The sequence below is a fragment of the Streptomyces lonarensis genome (assembly GCF_012033735.1).
Lineage (GTDB): Bacteria > Actinomycetota > Actinomycetes > Streptomycetales > Streptomycetaceae > Streptomyces > Streptomyces lonarensis.
The window spans coordinates 1-15,056 of record NZ_JAAVJD010000138.1 but is presented as its reverse complement, the minus strand read 5'-3'; the positions used below and the strand labels follow the sequence as shown (position 1 = coordinate 15,056).

At 74.8% G+C, this 15,056-nt stretch carries 16 protein-coding genes; 8 read left to right on the top strand and 8 right to left on the bottom strand.

Annotated elements, in window-relative coordinates; translation table 11 throughout:
* Nucleotides 1–221: 221 nt before the first annotated feature.
* From HCN56_RS16795 to aceB, 3 genes are all read left to right on the top strand, one after another.
* Complete coding sequence (locus tag HCN56_RS16795) at nucleotides 222–746, top strand: hypothetical protein (RefSeq protein WP_167971992.1); 525 nt, start codon at nucleotides 222–224, stop codon at nucleotides 744–746.
* Nucleotides 747–794: 48 nt separating this feature from the next.
* The gene (locus tag HCN56_RS16790; protein ID WP_167971990.1) at nucleotides 795–1,166 is read left to right on the top strand and encodes a DUF6507 family protein; all 372 of its coding nucleotides are present in this window, start codon (nucleotides 795–797) and stop codon (nucleotides 1,164–1,166) included.
* A 129-nt stretch (nucleotides 1,167–1,295) separates the two neighbouring features.
* Nucleotides 1,296–2,921, top strand: coding sequence for a malate synthase A (aceB, locus tag HCN56_RS16785; RefSeq protein WP_167971988.1), 1,626 nt, complete (start codon nucleotides 1,296–1,298; stop codon nucleotides 2,919–2,921).
* A gap of 206 nt (nucleotides 2,922–3,127) precedes the next feature.
* On the opposite strand, the gene HCN56_RS16780 is transcribed toward aceB, so the two are convergent.
* Nucleotides 3,128–3,553, bottom strand: coding sequence for a DUF5955 family protein (locus HCN56_RS16780; RefSeq protein ID WP_209312843.1), 426 nt, complete (start codon nucleotides 3,551–3,553; stop codon nucleotides 3,128–3,130).
* A gap of 306 nt (nucleotides 3,554–3,859) precedes the next feature.
* Here HCN56_RS16780 and HCN56_RS16775 point away from each other — a divergent pair, with 306 nt between their 5' ends.
* Nucleotides 3,860–4,615, top strand: a complete 756-nt coding sequence (locus HCN56_RS16775; RefSeq protein ID WP_312871269.1) for a hypothetical protein — start codon at nucleotides 3,860–3,862, stop codon at nucleotides 4,613–4,615.
* Between the two features lie 129 nt (nucleotides 4,616–4,744).
* On the opposite strand, the gene HCN56_RS16770 is transcribed toward HCN56_RS16775, so the two are convergent.
* Entirely contained in the window at nucleotides 4,745–5,818 is a 1,074-nt protein-coding gene (locus HCN56_RS16770; RefSeq protein WP_167971994.1) for an ABC transporter permease, read from the bottom strand.
* A gap of 320 nt (nucleotides 5,819–6,138) precedes the next feature.
* Between HCN56_RS16770 and HCN56_RS16765 the strand changes: the two genes are divergently transcribed.
* Nucleotides 6,139–6,969 carry a hypothetical protein gene (locus HCN56_RS16765; RefSeq protein WP_167971986.1) on the top strand — a complete coding sequence of 277 codons (831 nt, stop codon included), beginning with the start codon at nucleotides 6,139–6,141 and terminating at the stop codon, nucleotides 6,967–6,969.
* A 19-nt stretch (nucleotides 6,970–6,988) separates the two neighbouring features.
* Here the strand turns inward: HCN56_RS16765 and HCN56_RS16760 are convergent, their stop codons facing one another.
* The 3 genes from HCN56_RS16760 to HCN56_RS16750 form a co-directional block, all read right to left on the bottom strand.
* Nucleotides 6,989–7,750 carry an SDR family NAD(P)-dependent oxidoreductase gene (locus HCN56_RS16760; protein WP_167971984.1) on the bottom strand — a complete coding sequence of 254 codons (762 nt, stop codon included), beginning with the start codon at nucleotides 7,748–7,750 and terminating at the stop codon, nucleotides 6,989–6,991.
* Nucleotides 7,747–8,169, bottom strand: coding sequence for a VOC family protein (locus HCN56_RS16755; RefSeq protein WP_167971982.1), 423 nt, complete (start codon nucleotides 8,167–8,169; stop codon nucleotides 7,747–7,749). Before HCN56_RS16755 ends, HCN56_RS16760 begins: the two co-directional genes overlap by 4 nt.
* Before the next feature lie 117 nt (nucleotides 8,170–8,286).
* Nucleotides 8,287–9,099: a GntR family transcriptional regulator gene (locus tag HCN56_RS16750; protein WP_167971980.1), complete on the bottom strand. Its 813-nt coding sequence runs from the start codon at nucleotides 9,097–9,099 to the stop codon at nucleotides 8,287–8,289.
* A 139-nt stretch (nucleotides 9,100–9,238) separates the two neighbouring features.
* Between HCN56_RS16750 and HCN56_RS16745 the strand changes: the two genes are divergently transcribed.
* From HCN56_RS16745 to HCN56_RS16735, 3 genes are all read left to right on the top strand, one after another.
* Nucleotides 9,239–10,150 carry a (2Fe-2S)-binding protein gene (locus HCN56_RS16745; protein WP_167971978.1) on the top strand — a complete coding sequence of 304 codons (912 nt, stop codon included), beginning with the start codon at nucleotides 9,239–9,241 and terminating at the stop codon, nucleotides 10,148–10,150.
* Between the two features lie 170 nt (nucleotides 10,151–10,320).
* On the top strand, nucleotides 10,321–11,385 hold the full coding sequence (locus tag HCN56_RS16740) for a DUF2637 domain-containing protein (protein WP_167971976.1): 1,065 nt from the start codon (nucleotides 10,321–10,323) through the stop codon (nucleotides 11,383–11,385).
* 184 nt (nucleotides 11,386–11,569) lie between these two features.
* Nucleotides 11,570–12,121, top strand: coding sequence for an SRPBCC domain-containing protein (locus tag HCN56_RS16735; protein WP_167971974.1), 552 nt, complete (start codon nucleotides 11,570–11,572; stop codon nucleotides 12,119–12,121).
* Between the two features lie 37 nt (nucleotides 12,122–12,158).
* Here the strand turns inward: HCN56_RS16735 and HCN56_RS16730 are convergent, their stop codons facing one another.
* From HCN56_RS16730 to HCN56_RS16720, 3 genes are all read right to left on the bottom strand, one after another.
* Entirely contained in the window at nucleotides 12,159–12,653 is a 495-nt protein-coding gene (locus HCN56_RS16730; protein ID WP_167971972.1) for a methylated-DNA--[protein]-cysteine S-methyltransferase, read from the bottom strand.
* A 19-nt stretch (nucleotides 12,654–12,672) separates the two neighbouring features.
* On the bottom strand, nucleotides 12,673–14,250 hold the full coding sequence (locus HCN56_RS16725) for an AlkA N-terminal domain-containing protein (protein ID WP_167971970.1): 1,578 nt from the start codon (nucleotides 14,248–14,250) through the stop codon (nucleotides 12,673–12,675).
* A gap of 147 nt (nucleotides 14,251–14,397) precedes the next feature.
* Nucleotides 14,398–14,868 (bottom strand): PPOX class F420-dependent oxidoreductase, encoded by a 471-nt coding sequence (locus HCN56_RS16720; RefSeq protein WP_167971968.1) that lies wholly within the window; start codon nucleotides 14,866–14,868, stop codon nucleotides 14,398–14,400.
* Between the last annotated feature and the right edge of the window lie 188 nt (nucleotides 14,869–15,056).

Below are 15,056 nucleotides of genomic sequence, written 5' to 3'. Positions count from 1 at the left end.
GGTGAGAACCGTCCTACCAGGGGCTTCACGTCTGCCCACACCCGGGCCACCACTGTCCACCCCAGCCCGCAGGGACCAGATCAACTCGATTCGCGAAGATCAGCTCGCTGAGAAAACCTCACTGAGGGCATGTCAAAAGCAGAACGCCACAGCAAGCGACTTGGAGGGTGACGTTGGCACGGGCATCTCGACTGGGGCGAGCAGCCACCGCCGGGGCACTAATGGCAATACTCGGCGCGGCAACAACCGCATGCAGCAGTAAGAGCTTCGAACCCCCTGAAGCATTCTGTGGAAAAGCGGTCGGCGACCTGCACCACGGACTGTTCTCCGGGAAGCAGGAGGCCGGCGAAGTACTGCGGTACGTCGGCGAGGAAACAATTCGACGATGCCGGATTTCGGAGGGGGGTGAACGGACCGTGACAGCCGGGATCTCCCTGCTCCAATCGGAGAATGAACTCTACACCGCTCTCTCAGCTTTCACTGCGGACGGCGAACTCCCGCCGGGCCAGCCCGAAGAGATCACCGTCAAGGGTGCGCACACGTTCCAGGTGTGGCCTCATCTCGCCTACGGCCTCATGGAATGCACCAACGACAGCACCCGAAGCATGGTCGTCGCCATCGGAGCCAAGTACCCGACCGACGCGCAGGAATCCGAAAGGGTCCTCTCCGAACTCCTGCCGGAGTACGCGCGCGCGATGGCGAAGGAGTGGCAGGGGCCCTGCTTCGACGAAGTGCCGGACATCTGAGCCAGCGCTGAGCACCCGTACCGAACGCGACAGGAAAGAGAAGACCACATGCACTGGGATCTGAACACGGACGGCGTCGGCGGGGTGCTCGCCCGGGTGGACGAGCAGGCCGACGGGCTCTCGCAGCGGGCCCGCACCACCCTCGACCACCTGGACACGGCGCACGGCGCCGCGCGCGGGTTGATCGTCGGCGGCATCGCCGAACGGAGCCCGCTGCGGGAGGCACTGGCAGTGTTCGGTGTCCGCGCGGCGGACGTGTCCGAGGCGCTCCGTCTCCAGGTGGACGCCTGCGCGGACGGCGCGGCCCGTGCCACTGCCGCCTACGCGGTGGGGGACGTGATCATGGAGCAGTGGGCCGAGCGCGCGGGCCGGCTGGCCTCGGACACGGCGATCCCCTTCGTCCTCAACCCCGGCCGGTGAGCTCCGGCATTGCTTCATGACGGTATTGAAGTTCCACGATGAGGAAACTAATCTCCGATACCGGATGACCGCGTCCGTACCGTTGACGCGGTCGCCGCAGCAGCCGCGCCGCGACGAAGGAGTGCCCCCATGCCCGAAGCCGCGTCCACCGCAGCCGTCATCGCCCCCCACGCACCTGCCGTACCGCGACAGGGCGAGGTCCTGACGGCGGAAGCTCTGCTGTTCCTCGCCGAGTTGCACCGACGCTTCACCCCGCGCCGGGACGAGCTGCTCGCTGCCCGCGCGGCGCGGCGCCAGGAGATCGCCGCCACCGGGAAGCTGGACTTCCTGCCGGAGACCGCGCACGTCCGGGAGGGCGAGTGGCAGGTGGCACCCGCGCCGGCCGCGCTGAGCGACCGACGGGTGGAGATCACCGGCCCGACCGATCGCAAGATGGCGGTCAACGCCCTCAACTCGGGCGCCAAGGTCTGGCTGGCCGACTTCGAGGACGCCTCCTCCCCGACCTGGGAGAACGTCGTGGGCGGGGTGATCTCCATGGGCGACGCCTTCCGGCGCCGCATCGACTTCACCGACGACCGCGGCAAGAGCTACACGCTGCGTCCGGACGAGGAGCTGGCCGTCGCGGTGATGCGTCCCCGCGGGTGGCACCTGGACGACTCGCACGTGACCGTCGACGGTGCCCCGGTCCCCGGCGGGCTGGTGGACTTCGGACTGTACTTCTTCCACAACGCGGCCCTTCTCGCCGAACAGCGCAGGGGGCCCTACTTCTACCTTCCCAAGCTGGAGAGCCATCTGGAGGCCCGCCTCTGGAACGACGTGTTCGTCTTCGCCCAGCAGTACGTCGGCATCCCGCACGGCACGGTCCGCGCCACGGTCCTGATCGAGACGATCACCGCGGCCTTCGAGATGGAGGAGATCCTTCACGAACTCCGCGACCACGCGGCCGGGCTGAACGCCGGACGCTGGGACTACCTCTTCTCCCTCATCAAGAACTTCCGTGACGCCGGCCCGGAGTTCGTGCTCCCCGATCGCAACGCGGTCACCATGACGGCACCGTTCATGCGCGCCTACACGGAACTACTGGTCCGCACCTGCCACAAGCGCGGCGCCCACGCCATCGGGGGCATGGCGGCGTTCATCCCGTCCCGGGACGAGGAGGCCAACGCCGTCGCCTTCGCCAAGGTACGGGCGGACAAGGACCGGGAGGCCGCGGACGGCTTCGACGGCTCATGGGTGGCGCATCCGGGCCTGGTCCCCGTGGCCCGGGAGTCGTTCGACGCGGTGCTGGGCGAACGCCCCCATCAGAAGGACCGGCTGCGGGCGGACGTCGCCGTCGGGGCTGCCGACCTCCTGGCGGTCGACTCGTTGTCGGCGAAGCCGAGCTACGAGGGGCTGCGCAACGCGGTCGCCGTCGGCGTGCGCTACCTGCAGGCGTGGCTGCACGGTCGGGGCGCCGTGGCGGTGTTCGGTCTGATGGAGGACGTCGCGACCGCCGAGATCTCGCGCTCGCAGATCTGGCAGTGGGTCAACGCCGGTGTCCAGCTGGAGGGGGCGCCCGCCGGGCGCGAACAGGTCACCGCCGAGCTGGTTCGCACCCTCGCCGCGGAGGAACTGGCCGCCCTGGCAGCGGAGCTGGGCGCCGAGGCGGTGGAGTCGGCAGGTTGGCGGCAGGCACACGACGTGCTGCTGCGCGTCGCCCTCGACGAGGAGTACGTGGACTTCCTGACGCTCGTCGCCTACGCGTTGCTGCCCTGACGCAGCGCCGTGCGGCCCCGTCGTCCGACGGAGCCGCACGGGGCGGGCGTCGTCCTCCTATTGGCGCCCTGCCCGCGCCCGTCACGGAACCGACCGACCGCACCGCTCACAGGCGGAACCGGCCGAACGCCGATCACCGCGGCGAGTCAGCGGCGCGGCGCGTCAGCACCGCAGCGGGACGACACGACAAGGCTCGGCGGCGCGGTTCAGCGACGCGGCGGCGGTATCACCGTCACCGAGGTGACGCCGGGGCCGAACCTGCCCACCGCGGCACGGAGTTCGGCGAGCGCGGGGCTCAGCACCCGGACCGAGCCGACGGCCGAGGCGACCAGCAGCAGCCGGCCGCTGAGAGCGGCGGGGTCGGCGGCGCCACCGGCCGCCATGCGGTGCAGTGCGGTGAGCTCCTGCTCGGCGATGCCGCGGTCGATCAGCGGCGCCCGGTAGTCGTCGAGCGCGGTGCGCAGCCGCGCGCTGGCGGCGACGAGCGCCTCCCACCGGTCGTCCCGCGTCTGGGGCACCGTGTCGAGAACGGCGCCGGAGCCCGTGTCGGCGTCGGCGCACGGCGGCTGCGGATCGGTCGTCAGCGCCGCCTCGCGAGGGGCGCCCGGCGTTTCTGCGGTCCCAGCGGTCACTCGGCCCTCCCCTGGCCCTGCTGCCGGTTCTGCGATCAAGGACAGTAAATATCACTGTCCGCGTAGTACGCCATACGCAGTGCGAAGTTCCGCGTCACATTCCGGTGAACGCGCCTACCTTCGCGCCCCTTGGCGCACCCCGTGCGCCCCGGGCGCACGACGCCTCGGGCCGTCCGGGACGGCCGGCCCGCGGGGGCCACGTCACAACGTCGCCCACCACGCGGTCGCGACACTTCGCCGGGGGGAGGCGCAGGGTGGCGCAGGGGAGCGATCGGGCCGAGAAGCTGCGCGTCCGGGAGGCGGTCGGTGAGACTGGAGGCGGGTGCCACCGCCGCCCTCCCCCACATCCTCCGCCGCCCACCCCGCCTGGAGCAGTCGATGGCCCACAGCATGTCGGTGCGCTGTCCCGCGTGCCGCCGTGAGCACGCCTACAGCCCGCCCGAATACCCCTGCTCCTGCGGAGCTCCGGTCACGGTGCCCCTGTCGGCGGGGGCGACCGCCGTGCTGGTGCGGCACCGGTCCTGGTCCGACGCGTGGACGGAGGTGCCCTGCGGCTCCTGCGGGGAGGCCGGGCACTGGCCGCAGCCGGAGTTCGGCTGCCCCTGCGGCGCGACGGTACGCCTCGCGCCGCAGGCACCGGCGGAGAACACGGCCGGGTTGGGCGGCCCGACGCGCCGCGCACCGTTCCGCCCGGTGACCATCCGCACCGGCGACGACGCGGTCTCCTGCGCGGCGCACTTCCTGCGCTGGCTCGGGTTCCGGGACGTGGAGACGGCGGTGCCGCGCCCCGCGTCGGGGCTGGACCTCCGCGGGCCGGAGGTGGTCGGGGTGGTGGACGCCAGCACCGTACCGACCGGTGGCGCGTCGGTCGAAACCCTCTGGCTCTACGCAATGACGGAGCAGCAGACCCCGGTGGCGTTCTCGCTGGCGGGCTTCGAACGCGGCGCGCGGAACCGTGCGGACGAGCTGCGGCTGCCGCTGTTCGTCCTCGACCTCACCGGTACCCCGCAGCCGGTGAACGACGCCGCCGACGCCCTGCTGAACCGGGGCGCCGGGGGCTGACGGGCCCCGGCGCCGGTGAGCCGGCGGGCCGGAACCGGCCTGCCGTGACGCGCGGGCAGGTCGCACGGGCAGGTCGCACGGGCGGGTCGCAGCCGCTGTCGCCGGGCACCGCGGGAAGGTGCGGGCCCGTCACCGCCGACCGGCCGCGGCGCCGCGGAACCGTGCCGCGAGCACGGTGAGCACGGCGCCCGCCACGGTCCAGGCTGCGAGGACGAGCAGCGGGCCGGTCACGGCGTGCCCGTCGAAGTACGCGACGGACCGGACCAGCCAGGTGCCCGCACCGGGGATGAGCGCCGGACCGATCTCCCGCCAGAAGTCGGGAAGCAGCGGCCCGGGGTAGGCGCCGCCCGCGCTGGGGTTGCCGAGCACCACCACCAGCAGGATCGCGACCCCGATCCCGGCGACGCCGAGCAGTCCCTGCAGCGCCAGGGTGGTAGCCCCGGTGGCGAGGACGACCAGCGCGCCGACGAGGGCGGTCGCCACGATCCCGCCGGGCAGCGCGTCCAGCACGGGTCCGGTGATCAGCGCACCGCCGAGCCCGGCGGCGAGTGCGTAGACGAGCAGGACCAGCAGCCGGATGACGGCCCGCGCGGTGGTGGCGGGGCGTGCGCCCCGACTGATCGCGAGGACCGCGGCGCACAGGTACCCGCCGACACACCAGCCGACCACCAGGTAGAAGGCGGTCAGGCCCCGGCTGTCGCCGGACGCGGCGGGCGCGACGTCCTCCACCGCGAGTTCCCGGTCCTGGTCGGCGGCGACGGCGCGCAGCACCTCGGTGACGGCCTGCGCCAGCGAGGAGCCGGCGCCGGTGGCGACCAGCAGGGTGTCGGTGGTGCCGTCCGGGTCGACGAGCAGGGCTGCGTCGATCCCGCGGCGGAGCAGCTCCTGCCGCGCCGCCTGTTCGTCCGCGGCGCGGTGCCCGGTGTCGAGCGGGTGACCGGGCAGCGCGTCCAGCCGGTCCGTGAGCTGGCTCCGCACGGGTTCGGGGGCGACGACCGCGATCGGCACGTCCCGCGGTTCGGGCTGGTGGAAGGCACCGACATAGGAGAGGACGAAGCCGAGCTGGAGCGCGAGCACCCCGAGGACCAGCAGCGCCGCCCGCGGCGTGACGGCCTGCGCGAGCTCCGCCAGGAAGCCCCTGGGCTGCTCCTCGCGGCCGCCGCCCCCTCCCCCGCCGCCACCGCCGCCATGTGCTGAGTACATCCGCGCGCCTCCTCGGTCCGCCGTGCCGCGCCCCGGGTGCGGGGCCGGGCGCACCGCTCCGGGGCCGCCCGACACGGTGACAGCCGGTCACCGGGTTGACGCCGGGCGGTCCGCGGTCGCGGGTCTCCCCAGGGAAGCGGCCCCCGGGCCGACGCGCATGCGGGGGTGGGCCGTTGGGGTGGGCCTCCTGGCCCTGCCGGAGTTTGTGAACTGGTTCACTCGCGCCTCTTGGCCCGGCCCCCGTGTTCATGCTGAGATGCAACCGCAACACCCTGTGACCGCACGACCATCGGCTCGACGAAGCGCCTGGGGAGGGCACTGTGGCGGATCCCGCCGTTCTGCGTACGGTCCGGTCCGAGGGGGACGACCCCTTGACCCGGGCGGTCTGGCGCCTCCGTTCGCGCGGGTGCTGGGAGGAGGCGGCCGGGTTGCTGACGCCGTTCGTCCCGCACCACCACGGCGCCGCGCTGCGGCAGGTCGAGCTCTACGTGGAGCGGTGCGTCCACACCTCGGAGGGCTGGGACAAGGCGGAGGAGGCGCTGCGGGCGGCGGAGTCGCTGCCGCTCACCGACGCCGAGCGCGGCGTCGCCGCCTGCGAGCGCGGTTACCTGGCGTACGCGTCGACCCACCTGGGGGTGCGCGACCGCACCGACGAGGCGCGCTCGGCGCTGGGCCGGGCGGCGGCGCTGCTGGACCCGGCCGGGCCGAGCAGACCGCTGCTGGACTTCCGGCGGGGGCTCATGACACAGCACCTCAGTGACAGTCCGCAGGGCGCCGAGGCGTCGTTCCGTCGGGCGCACGCCGAGGCGACCGCGCGGGGCGACCTGCCGCTGCGGGCAGCCGTCGCGCGCCAGTTGGGCTGGTGGGCGATCGAGGCGGGCGAACCGGCCGTGGCGCGCGAGCACTTCGCCGAGTCGCTGCGGCTGTGCGAGGAGACCGGGCATCTGGTGGGGGCGGCGCCGGCGCTCGCCGCGCTCGCGGAGGTCGCCCCCGAACCGGAGGCGGCCCGGCTGCGCGAGGAGGCGGCGCGGCTGGTGCGGCTCCTGGGGGACGTGCCGCGCTGGCTCGTCCCCCGCCTGGTGCCCGCGCAGGCGGTACCGACGGACGGCGCGGCGGCGCCCGCCCCGGTGGAGGCAGCCGAGACGGGCTGATCGTGCCGCCGGCCGGCTGTCAGGTGCGCAGGTGGGAGGCGCCGTTGAGGTCGAGCACCGTGCCCGAGGCCCATCGGGCCTCGGACGACGCCAGGTAGAGGACGGCGGCGGCCACCTCCTGCGGGGTGCCGACCCGCCCGAACGGGCTCTGGGCGCGCAGCGCGTCGCCCTCCGCCCCGGCGATGCGGTCCGCCTGCCGCTCGGTGGCGACGAATCCGGGCGCGACCGAGGAGACGGCGATGTCGTGCGGGGCGAGAGCGAGCGCCATCGACTGCCCGAAGGCGTGGAGGGCGGCCTTGGCCGCGCCGTAGGCGGGGTGGTCCGGTTCGCCGCGGAACGCGCCGCGCGAGCCGATGTTCACCACCGCCCCGCCGGAACCGCGCTCGATGAGGCGGCGGGCGACATGGAAGGTGAGGTCGGCGGGCCCGAGCAGGTTGACGTCGGTCATGGTGCGCCACGCCCGCTGCCAGGCGTCGAACCCGTCCTCGGCCACGGCGTGGCGGTTTCCCGGCCCGGGGGCCAGAGCGGCGTTGTTGACGAGCACGTCGATCCCGCCGAGTCGTTCGTCCGCCTCCGAGACGACGGTGAGGGCCGCGCCGGGCTCGCCGAGGTCGCCCGCCACGAGGACATGGCCCGTACCGGGCAGTGCCGCCAGTGTCGCGCGTGCCTCCTGCTCGCGGGTCGCGAAGTGGACGGCCACCCGGTCCCCGCGTTCGGCGAAGGCGGTGGCGACCGCCCGCCCGATGCCGCGGGAGGCGCCGGTGACCAGCACGCCCCTCATCGGGTGAACACCGCGGCCGGGTCGGTGAACGCCTTGAACTCCAGGGCGTTGCCTGCCGGATCGAACAGGAACATGGTCCACTGCTCGGCCGGTTCGCCCGTGAAGCGCAGCGTCGGTTCGACGACGAACTCCGTGCTCGCGTCGCGGAGCCGCTTCGCCAGCCGGTGGAACGCGTCGGGGTCCAGCAGCAGCCCGAAGTGCGGCACCGGCACGGCACGGCCGTCCACGGTGGACGTCCCGGCGGCGCCCCCGCCGCCGGGCGCGAGGTGGGTGACGAACTGGTGGCCCAGGAGGTCCCAGTCGACCCAGTGCTCGGTCGAGCGCCCCTCGGCGAGCCCGAGGACGCCGCCGTAGAAGCGGCGGGCGGCTGCCAGGTCGTCGACGGGGACGGCGAGATGGAAGGCGGGGAGGGCGGTCACGGTGCTCCTCGGGGGCGGGTGCTGTTCCCGGCCACTGTGGCACGCCGCGCGGCGGCCGCGCCGGGCGGTGGTGCGGACGGCCGGTGGAAGAAGTGGGGAACGGGGCGGAGCGGCGACTCAGACGCGGGTGAGGTGGTCGCGCAGCAGCCGCTCGGCGAGGGTGGCCTCGCCTTCGGCCAGCGCGTCCAGCAGCGCGACGTGCTGGAGGGCGGTGGCGCGCAGCGCGGACGGCGGAGAGGCCGGCCGGCCCGCCACGGGGGCCTGACTGCGCCGCAGCATCTCCACCGCCACCTCGGTGAGCTGGCGGTTGCCCGCGAGGTCCAGCAGACCCCGGTGGAAGGCGAGGTCCGCCTCGGCGTAGGCGTGCCGGTCGGCCCGGCCCGCGGCGGCGACCGAGGCGTCCGCCACCGCGCGAAGCGCGGCCCAGCCGGGGGCGCCGGTGAGGCAGCGTCCGGTGCCGTCCGCCGGACGGCCCTCCGCCTCCGGGCGGCCGCCGCGCGGGGCACCGGAGGCGGCGCGCTGCCCGGGGCGCGCGCGCCGGAGGAGGCCGAGGACCGCGGGGACCTCCAGCGCGGCCCTCACCTCTGCGAGTTCCGCGAGGTCGCGGTCGCTGAGCCCGGCGACGCGGAAACCGCGGTTGGGCACCACCTCGACGGCTCCCTCACTCGCCAGGCGCTGCATGGCCTCCCGTACGGGGGTGGCAGAGACCCCGTAGCGCTCGGCGAGCGAGCGGGCGGAGTAGACCTGCCCGGCCAGCAGGCCGCCGGCGGCGAGAGCGGCCCGCAGTTCGGCCAGTACCTGGTCACGGACGGAGTGCCGCGCGGGCATCTGCGGGCGGTCCTGGACCACGCCGGCCGCGGGCGGGGAGAGAGGCGCGACGACGGGGTGGCGCGCCGGGCCGGGGGCCGGGTCCGGCCGGGTCTGATCCATCCGCTTCCGCCGTCCCGTCTGCGCCGCGTCCCGCTCTGCTCCGACCACCAGCACTCTAGGCGGCTTACCTGGTCAGCGCAGCCCCCGACAGGAAGGTAAGGTAAGGCTTACCTGGAAACGATCACGATGCGGTGGCACCATGACGCTCCTCCCGGCCGCTCCCGCCGGCCTCGCACAGCAGCACACCTCCCTCGGCACGGCGGCGCCCACGCCGTTGTGGCCCGCCTATGAGGCGGTCAACCGGGTCCTCGGGCACCTGCGGATCGAGGAGAGTCCGCGACCGGGCGCGGGCGGTCCGGCCGCCGGCTGGCTGCGCGGTTCCGACCTGGTTGAGGACCCGGCGGTGCTGGACGAGTTCGTCGGCTGGAGCGAGCGGGAGAGCACCGCGGCCTACGGGGTCCCGGTCCGGCCGGACGTCGCGGCCGGCTTCGCGCTGCACCGCTACGCCTGGCCCGCCACCGCGCTGTTCTCGCTCCCCTACTTCCTGGTGCGGCGCGTCCCCCGACTCGCTCCGGCGGATGTCGCCCTCCACGGGGACGAGGGCCGGGTGGCGGTGCGTGTCGCCGAGTTCGCCTGCCTCCCGGACGACCCGGCGGTGGGGACCCCGGGGGCGCGGCCCGTCGCCTCCGAAGAGGCGCTGCGGGCGGAGCTGCGCGGCGCGCTCTCGGACCACATGGCACCGGTGCTGGACGTCTTCGCGCCGCGCATGCGGCGCCGGGCGCGTGCCATGTGGGGCACGGCGACCGACGAACTCGTCGAAGGGCTCTGGTACGTCGGCAAGTTGCTCGGCGAGGAGGTGCGGGCCCGGACGGAGGCGGCGCTGATCCTGCCGGGCAGCACCGCGCCGTACTCCGGCGGCGCGGCGTTCCGGGAGATCACCAAGGACTGCGGCGACCGGCTGCCGACCCGTGACCGGGTGACCTGCTGCTTCTTCTACACGCTCCGCCCCGAGGCCACCTGCGTGACCTGCCCCCGGACCTCCGACGCCGACCGCGTCGCCCGCGAGGGGCTGGCCCGACCGGTCGAACAGGATGCCGACGCACCGGTGTGAATTCGGAACAAACGCCCTACCGCCCCCGCGTACACCACTCGTTCGCGGGGGCTTTTCGCTGAGCGGGGCGGTTGCCTTCCCGCGTCCGCGAGGATTCTCGCGGATCGAGGACGCCCGCGGACGCACCGGCGGCGGGTGCGAGGACGACGGGTCGAACGAGGGGCAGCCGTATGACGCTGACCGATGTGGATGTCAACTGGGTGCTCGCAGCGGCGATTCTGCTGGTCGGCACCCTGGTGGCGGTGGTGGTGCTGGCCCGGGGCCGGCAGCGCGCCGCAGCAGCCGGCGACGGCGCGGCGGAGGACTCCTGGGAGCGGATGGAGGAGCGTCGGCGGCGCAAGGAGCGCATGTACGCGACCGCCTCCTACACGCTGCTCTTCTGCTGCGCCGGGGTGGCGGCGGCGCTGTCCTTCCACGGTCTCGTCGGCTTCGGGCGGGAGAACCTGAACCTCACCGGCGGCTGGGAGTACCTCGTCCCCTTCGGCCTCGACGGCGCGGCGATGTTCTGTGCCGTGATCGCGGTCCGGGAGGCCAGCCACGGGGACGCCTCGGTCGCCTCCCGCATGCTGGTCTGGCTGTTCGCGGGGGCCGCGGCCTGGTTCAACTGGGTGCACGCGCCCCGCGGGGAGATGCACGCCGGCGCGCCCCACTTCTTCGCGGGCATGTCGCTGTCGGCCGCCATCCTCTTCGACCGGGCGCTGAAGCAGACCCGCCGGGCGGCCCTGCGGGAGCAGGGGCTGGTCCCGCGGCCCCTGCCGCAGATCCGTTTCGTGCGCTGGATGCGGGCGCCGCGCGAGACGTTCGGCGCGTGGTCCCTGATGCTGCTGGAGGGGGTGCGGACGCTAGACGAGGCGGTGGACGAGGTCCGTGACGAGCGCCGTGAACGGGAGACCAAGAAGCGCCGCGAGAGGGAGCAGCGGCGCCTGGAGCGCTCCCGCAACCGGGCGCTGCGTCGTCAGCACCGGATGTTCGGCCGGGGCCGCGCGCCGCGGATGGAGGTCGCCGTCGGGTCCGGCGCGGCGGCGGTCGGCACGGCCGACGCCGCGGCCCGCGAGCCGGGGCAGCTGCCCGCCGCCCGGCAGGCACCCGGGTTGTCGACCGCCGCGACGGGCGTCTCCTCCGGCGCTGCCGCTCCCGCCGAGTCGAAGACCCGCGCGTCGGTCAGCGGCAGCGGCAGGGCGCCGTTGGACACGCTGGAGGCCAAGCTCGCGCAGATCGAGAAGCAGTTCGACTGAGCCGGGCGCACCGCACGAGGGCGGGCCGGCGCCACCGCGCCGGCCCGCCCTCGTGTGCTCCTCGCCCGCAGAGTCGGCGTCGGGTGTCCCGCGCCCGGGCGGCGGGAGTGCTCGGCGCACGCGCTCGGCGGTGCCCGGTCGCGTGCCGCGTCCGTCCGTCGGACCATGGGCCGAGGAGGTGCCCATGAGCGACCACGTCGACCGCCACGACTCGGCCGTGGTGACCCTGCCGTCGGATCGCGGCATCCGCATCGTCCGCCGTTTCGACGCGTCCGCCGCCGATCTCTACCGTGCCTGGACCACCCCGGGGCTGGTGCGGCAGTGGTGGGGCTTCGCCACGTCGTCCTGGCGGGTGTGCGAGATCGACCCCCGCCCGGGCGGCACCTGGCGGTACGTGGTCCACGAGCCCGGCGGCGACGGCGGTGACGGCGGTGACGACGTGGCCTTCCACGGCGAGTTCCGTGAGCTGCGGCCGCCGCACCTGCTGGTCACGACCGAGGTCTACGAGGGGATGCCGGAGGCGGCGGCGCTCGACACGGTGCAGTTCGACGAGGACGAGCACGGCGTCACCACCCTCACCCTGGATGTGCTCCACGAGCGGTCCGCGCACCGCGACGCGCAGCTCGGCACGGGGATGGAGGCCGGTGTGCAGGTCTCCATGAACCGGTTGGAGGAGCTGGTGTCGGGAGGCCCGGACCGGCCGCACCGACCGCCGCCCGCCTCGCCCCCCGCCTGAGCGCGGGGGCGGGACGAGGCGGCGGTCCGACGCCCGCTCAGATCAGCAGCCCCTGCGGCAGGACGCCTTCCAGGGAGAGCAGGTGGCGTTTGCGGTCCACGCCCCCCGCGTACCCGGTGAGCGTTCCGTTGGCCCCGACGATCCGGTGGCAGGGGCGCACGACGCTGATCGGGTTGCGGCCGACGGCGCCGCCCACGGCCCGGACGGCGTTGACCGGCAGTCCCGCCGCGACGGCGAGGGCGCCGTAGGTGACGGTGGTGCCGTACGGCACCGCGTCGAGGGCGCTCCAGACCCGCCGCCGGAACTCGCTGCCCTCCACCTCGACGTCGAGGTCGAACTCCTTGAGCTCCCCGGCGAAGTACGCGGCGAGCTGGCGGGTGGACTCGGGGAAGGCGGTGTCGTCCCGCTGCCATTCCCCGGCGATCTCCGGTTCGTACTTCTGCCCGGCGAAGGTGAGGTGGGCCAGGACGTCCGGGCGCGGCCCGGCGAGGGTCATCTCGCCGAGGGGGCCGGGGAGGACGGTGTAGAGCATGATGTGATGTCCGATCGGGTCAGGGCTTGGCGATGACGGGAGAGCCGGTCCGGTCCGGTGACGGCGGCCCGGTCGCCGGTCGGGCGGCGGGGCGCGGCAGCGTCCGGGGGCGCGGGCGACGGGCGCGGGGTGGAGGCGCCGGGCTGCTGCTCGCCCCGGCCGCGGCGAGCCACAGGTGGTGCAGCGCGTAGCTCCGCCAGGGCCGCCACCGAACCGCGTCGTCCTGGGCGCAGCCCAGCAGCCGCACGCCCTGGCGGACGCCGGTGTCGCCGGTGAGCATGACGTCGGGGTCGCCCAGGGCACGCATCCGCACGTACCCGGCGGTCCACGGGCCGATGCCGCGGAGGGCGAGCAGCCGGTGCTCCGCCTCCTCGCGGTCGGCTCCGGGGTCCAGGACGAGTCCGCCGTCGGCGAGCGCGGCGGTCAGCGCCCGGAGGGCGGCGCGGCGGCTCTCCGGCATCCGCAGCTCCCGGAGCGGTGCGTCGGCGAGGTCGGCCGCGCGGGGGAAGAGACGGGTCAGGCCGCCGTCGGGGGCGGGAAGCGGCTCGCCGCGGTCGGCGACCAGGTCGGCGGCGAGCTTCCGCGCCGCGGTCACGGTGACCTGCTGGCCGAGCACGGCCCGGACGGCCAGCTCGTCGGGGTCGGTGGTGCCGGGGGACCGCACCCCGGGGCGCGCCGCGGCGGCCGCGCCGAGGGCCGGGTCGCCCGCGAGCCGCTCACTGACGGCGTACGGGTCGGCGTCCAGGTCGAACAGCCGGCGTACCCGCTGCACGGCGGCGGTGAGGTCGCGGGGGTCGCTCAGGGCCAGCCGGGCGGGCAGCCATCCCGCGCCGCCCGCCTCCCCCACCTCCGCGACGCCGTGGCCGTGCGGCAGGCGGAGCGTGCGGCGGTAGGCGCGGGAGCCGGGCTCACCGACGACCTCCTCGATCCCGGGCACGGCCCGGCGTGCGAGGAAGCCGAAGACCTGGTCGGTGTCGAGGGTCCCGCGATGGGCGAGGCGGAGGGCGATCCCCCCGTCGCCCGCGCCCGGGGCGGGCCCGGGGCCGGCGGCCCGCAGCTGGCCCGGGGTGCGGTCGTAGACCTGCCGGACCGTCTCGTTGAACTGCCGGATGCTGGAGAACCCGGCGGCGAAGGCGACCGCGGCGATGTCGATGCCGGTCGTCTGCAGCAGCGTCCGGGCGGCGTGCGCCCGTTGCGCGCGGGCGAGTGCCACCGGCCCCGCGCCCACTTCGCCGATGAGCTGCCGGCGGAGCTGCCGCTCGCTGTAGCCGAGTCGGGCCGCCAGCCCCGGGACGCCCTCGCGGTCGACCACACCGTCGGCGATCATCAGCATGGCGCGGCCGACCGAGTCGGCCCGCGCGTTCCACTCGGCCGAGCCGGGGACGGCGTCGGGACGGCAGCGTCGGCAGGCGCGGAAACCGTCGGCCTGGGCGGCGGCGGCCGAGCGGTGGAACCGGACGTTGGCGCGCTTCGGGGTGGTGGCCGGGCAGCTGGGGCGGCAGTAGATCCCGGTACTCGTGACGCAGGTGAAGAACACCCCGTCGAAGCGGGCGTCGCGGGCGCGCACCGCCTCGTACCGGGCCTCGTCGTCGTTCATACCGTCCAGTGTGACGCCCCGGGCCACCGCGGTCCGGCGGAAAACGGACACGGCCGTCGGGGGGTGGGACCGGCCGTCGACGCGCCCGAGGCCCGGCCCGGCCGGCGGGGGCCGGCGAGGACCGCGACCGCGTCGACCACGGGTGCGTCAGGCGTCGGGCGCCAGGTGGGCGGGGAAGCCTCCGGTCGCGACCGGCCCCCAGCGCTCGGGGGTCACCCGGATCAGCGACTTGCCCTGCCGGACCATGGCCTGCCGGTACTCGTCCCAGTCGGAGTGCTCGCCGGCGATGTTGCGGAAGTACTCGACCAGTCCGTCCACCGCCTCCGGTACGTCGAGCACCTCGGCGGTGCCGTCGACCTGGACCCACGGCCCGTCCCACTCGTCGGAGAGGACGACGACGCTGACCCGGGGGTCGCGGCGGGCGTTGCGGGTCTTGGCCCGCTCGGGATAGGTGGCCATGACGAGGCGACCGGAGTCGTCGACACCGCAGGTGAGCGGGGAGCCCTGCGGGCTGCCGTCACCGCGCCGGGTCAGCAGCACGGCCCGGTGGCGGGGTCGCAGGAACTCCAGCAGCTCCGGGAGGTCGACGCGGGTGTTGGTGGCGATGGATGGGGTCATGTGCCGACCCTAGACCGCGGCGGCCGGCGCGCCGCGGCGGCAGGGCCCGGTGCGAGCGAGTCGGCACGCCCGAGCGCCCCGACCCCAGGACGCGGCAGCGCCCCGCCGCCCGACCGGCGACCGGGCCGCCGTCACCGGACCGGACCGGCTCTCCCGTCATCGCCAAGCCCTGACCCGATCGGACATCA

Excerpts from the sequence above, each read along its gene's own strand:
- HCN56_RS16795 (WP_167971992.1), top strand. The coding sequence starts at position 222 with ATGGCAATACTCGGCGCGGCAACAACCGCATGCAGCAGTAAGAGCTTC.
- HCN56_RS16790 (WP_167971990.1), top strand. The coding sequence starts at position 795 with ATGCACTGGGATCTGAACACGGACGGCGTCGGCGGGGTGCTCGCCCGG.
- aceB (WP_167971988.1), top strand. The coding sequence starts at position 1,296 with ATGCCCGAAGCCGCGTCCACCGCAGCCGTCATCGCCCCCCACGCACCT.
- HCN56_RS16770 (WP_167971994.1), bottom strand. The coding sequence starts at position 5,818 with ATGTACTCAGCACATGGCGGCGGTGGCGGCGGGGGAGGGGGCGGCGGC.
- HCN56_RS16760 (WP_167971984.1), bottom strand. The coding sequence starts at position 7,750 with ATGAGGGGCGTGCTGGTCACCGGCGCCTCCCGCGGCATCGGGCGGGCG.
- HCN56_RS16750 (WP_167971980.1), bottom strand. The coding sequence starts at position 9,099 with ATGGATCAGACCCGGCCGGACCCGGCCCCCGGCCCGGCGCGCCACCCC.
- HCN56_RS16745 (WP_167971978.1), top strand. The coding sequence starts at position 9,239 with ATGACGCTCCTCCCGGCCGCTCCCGCCGGCCTCGCACAGCAGCACACC.
- HCN56_RS16740 (WP_167971976.1), top strand. The coding sequence starts at position 10,321 with ATGACGCTGACCGATGTGGATGTCAACTGGGTGCTCGCAGCGGCGATT.
- HCN56_RS16735 (WP_167971974.1), top strand. The coding sequence starts at position 11,570 with ATGAGCGACCACGTCGACCGCCACGACTCGGCCGTGGTGACCCTGCCG.
- HCN56_RS16730 (WP_167971972.1), bottom strand. The coding sequence starts at position 12,653 with ATGCTCTACACCGTCCTCCCCGGCCCCCTCGGCGAGATGACCCTCGCC.
- HCN56_RS16725 (WP_167971970.1), bottom strand. The coding sequence starts at position 14,250 with ATGAACGACGACGAGGCCCGGTACGAGGCGGTGCGCGCCCGCGACGCC.
- HCN56_RS16720 (WP_167971968.1), bottom strand. The coding sequence starts at position 14,868 with ATGACCCCATCCATCGCCACCAACACCCGCGTCGACCTCCCGGAGCTG.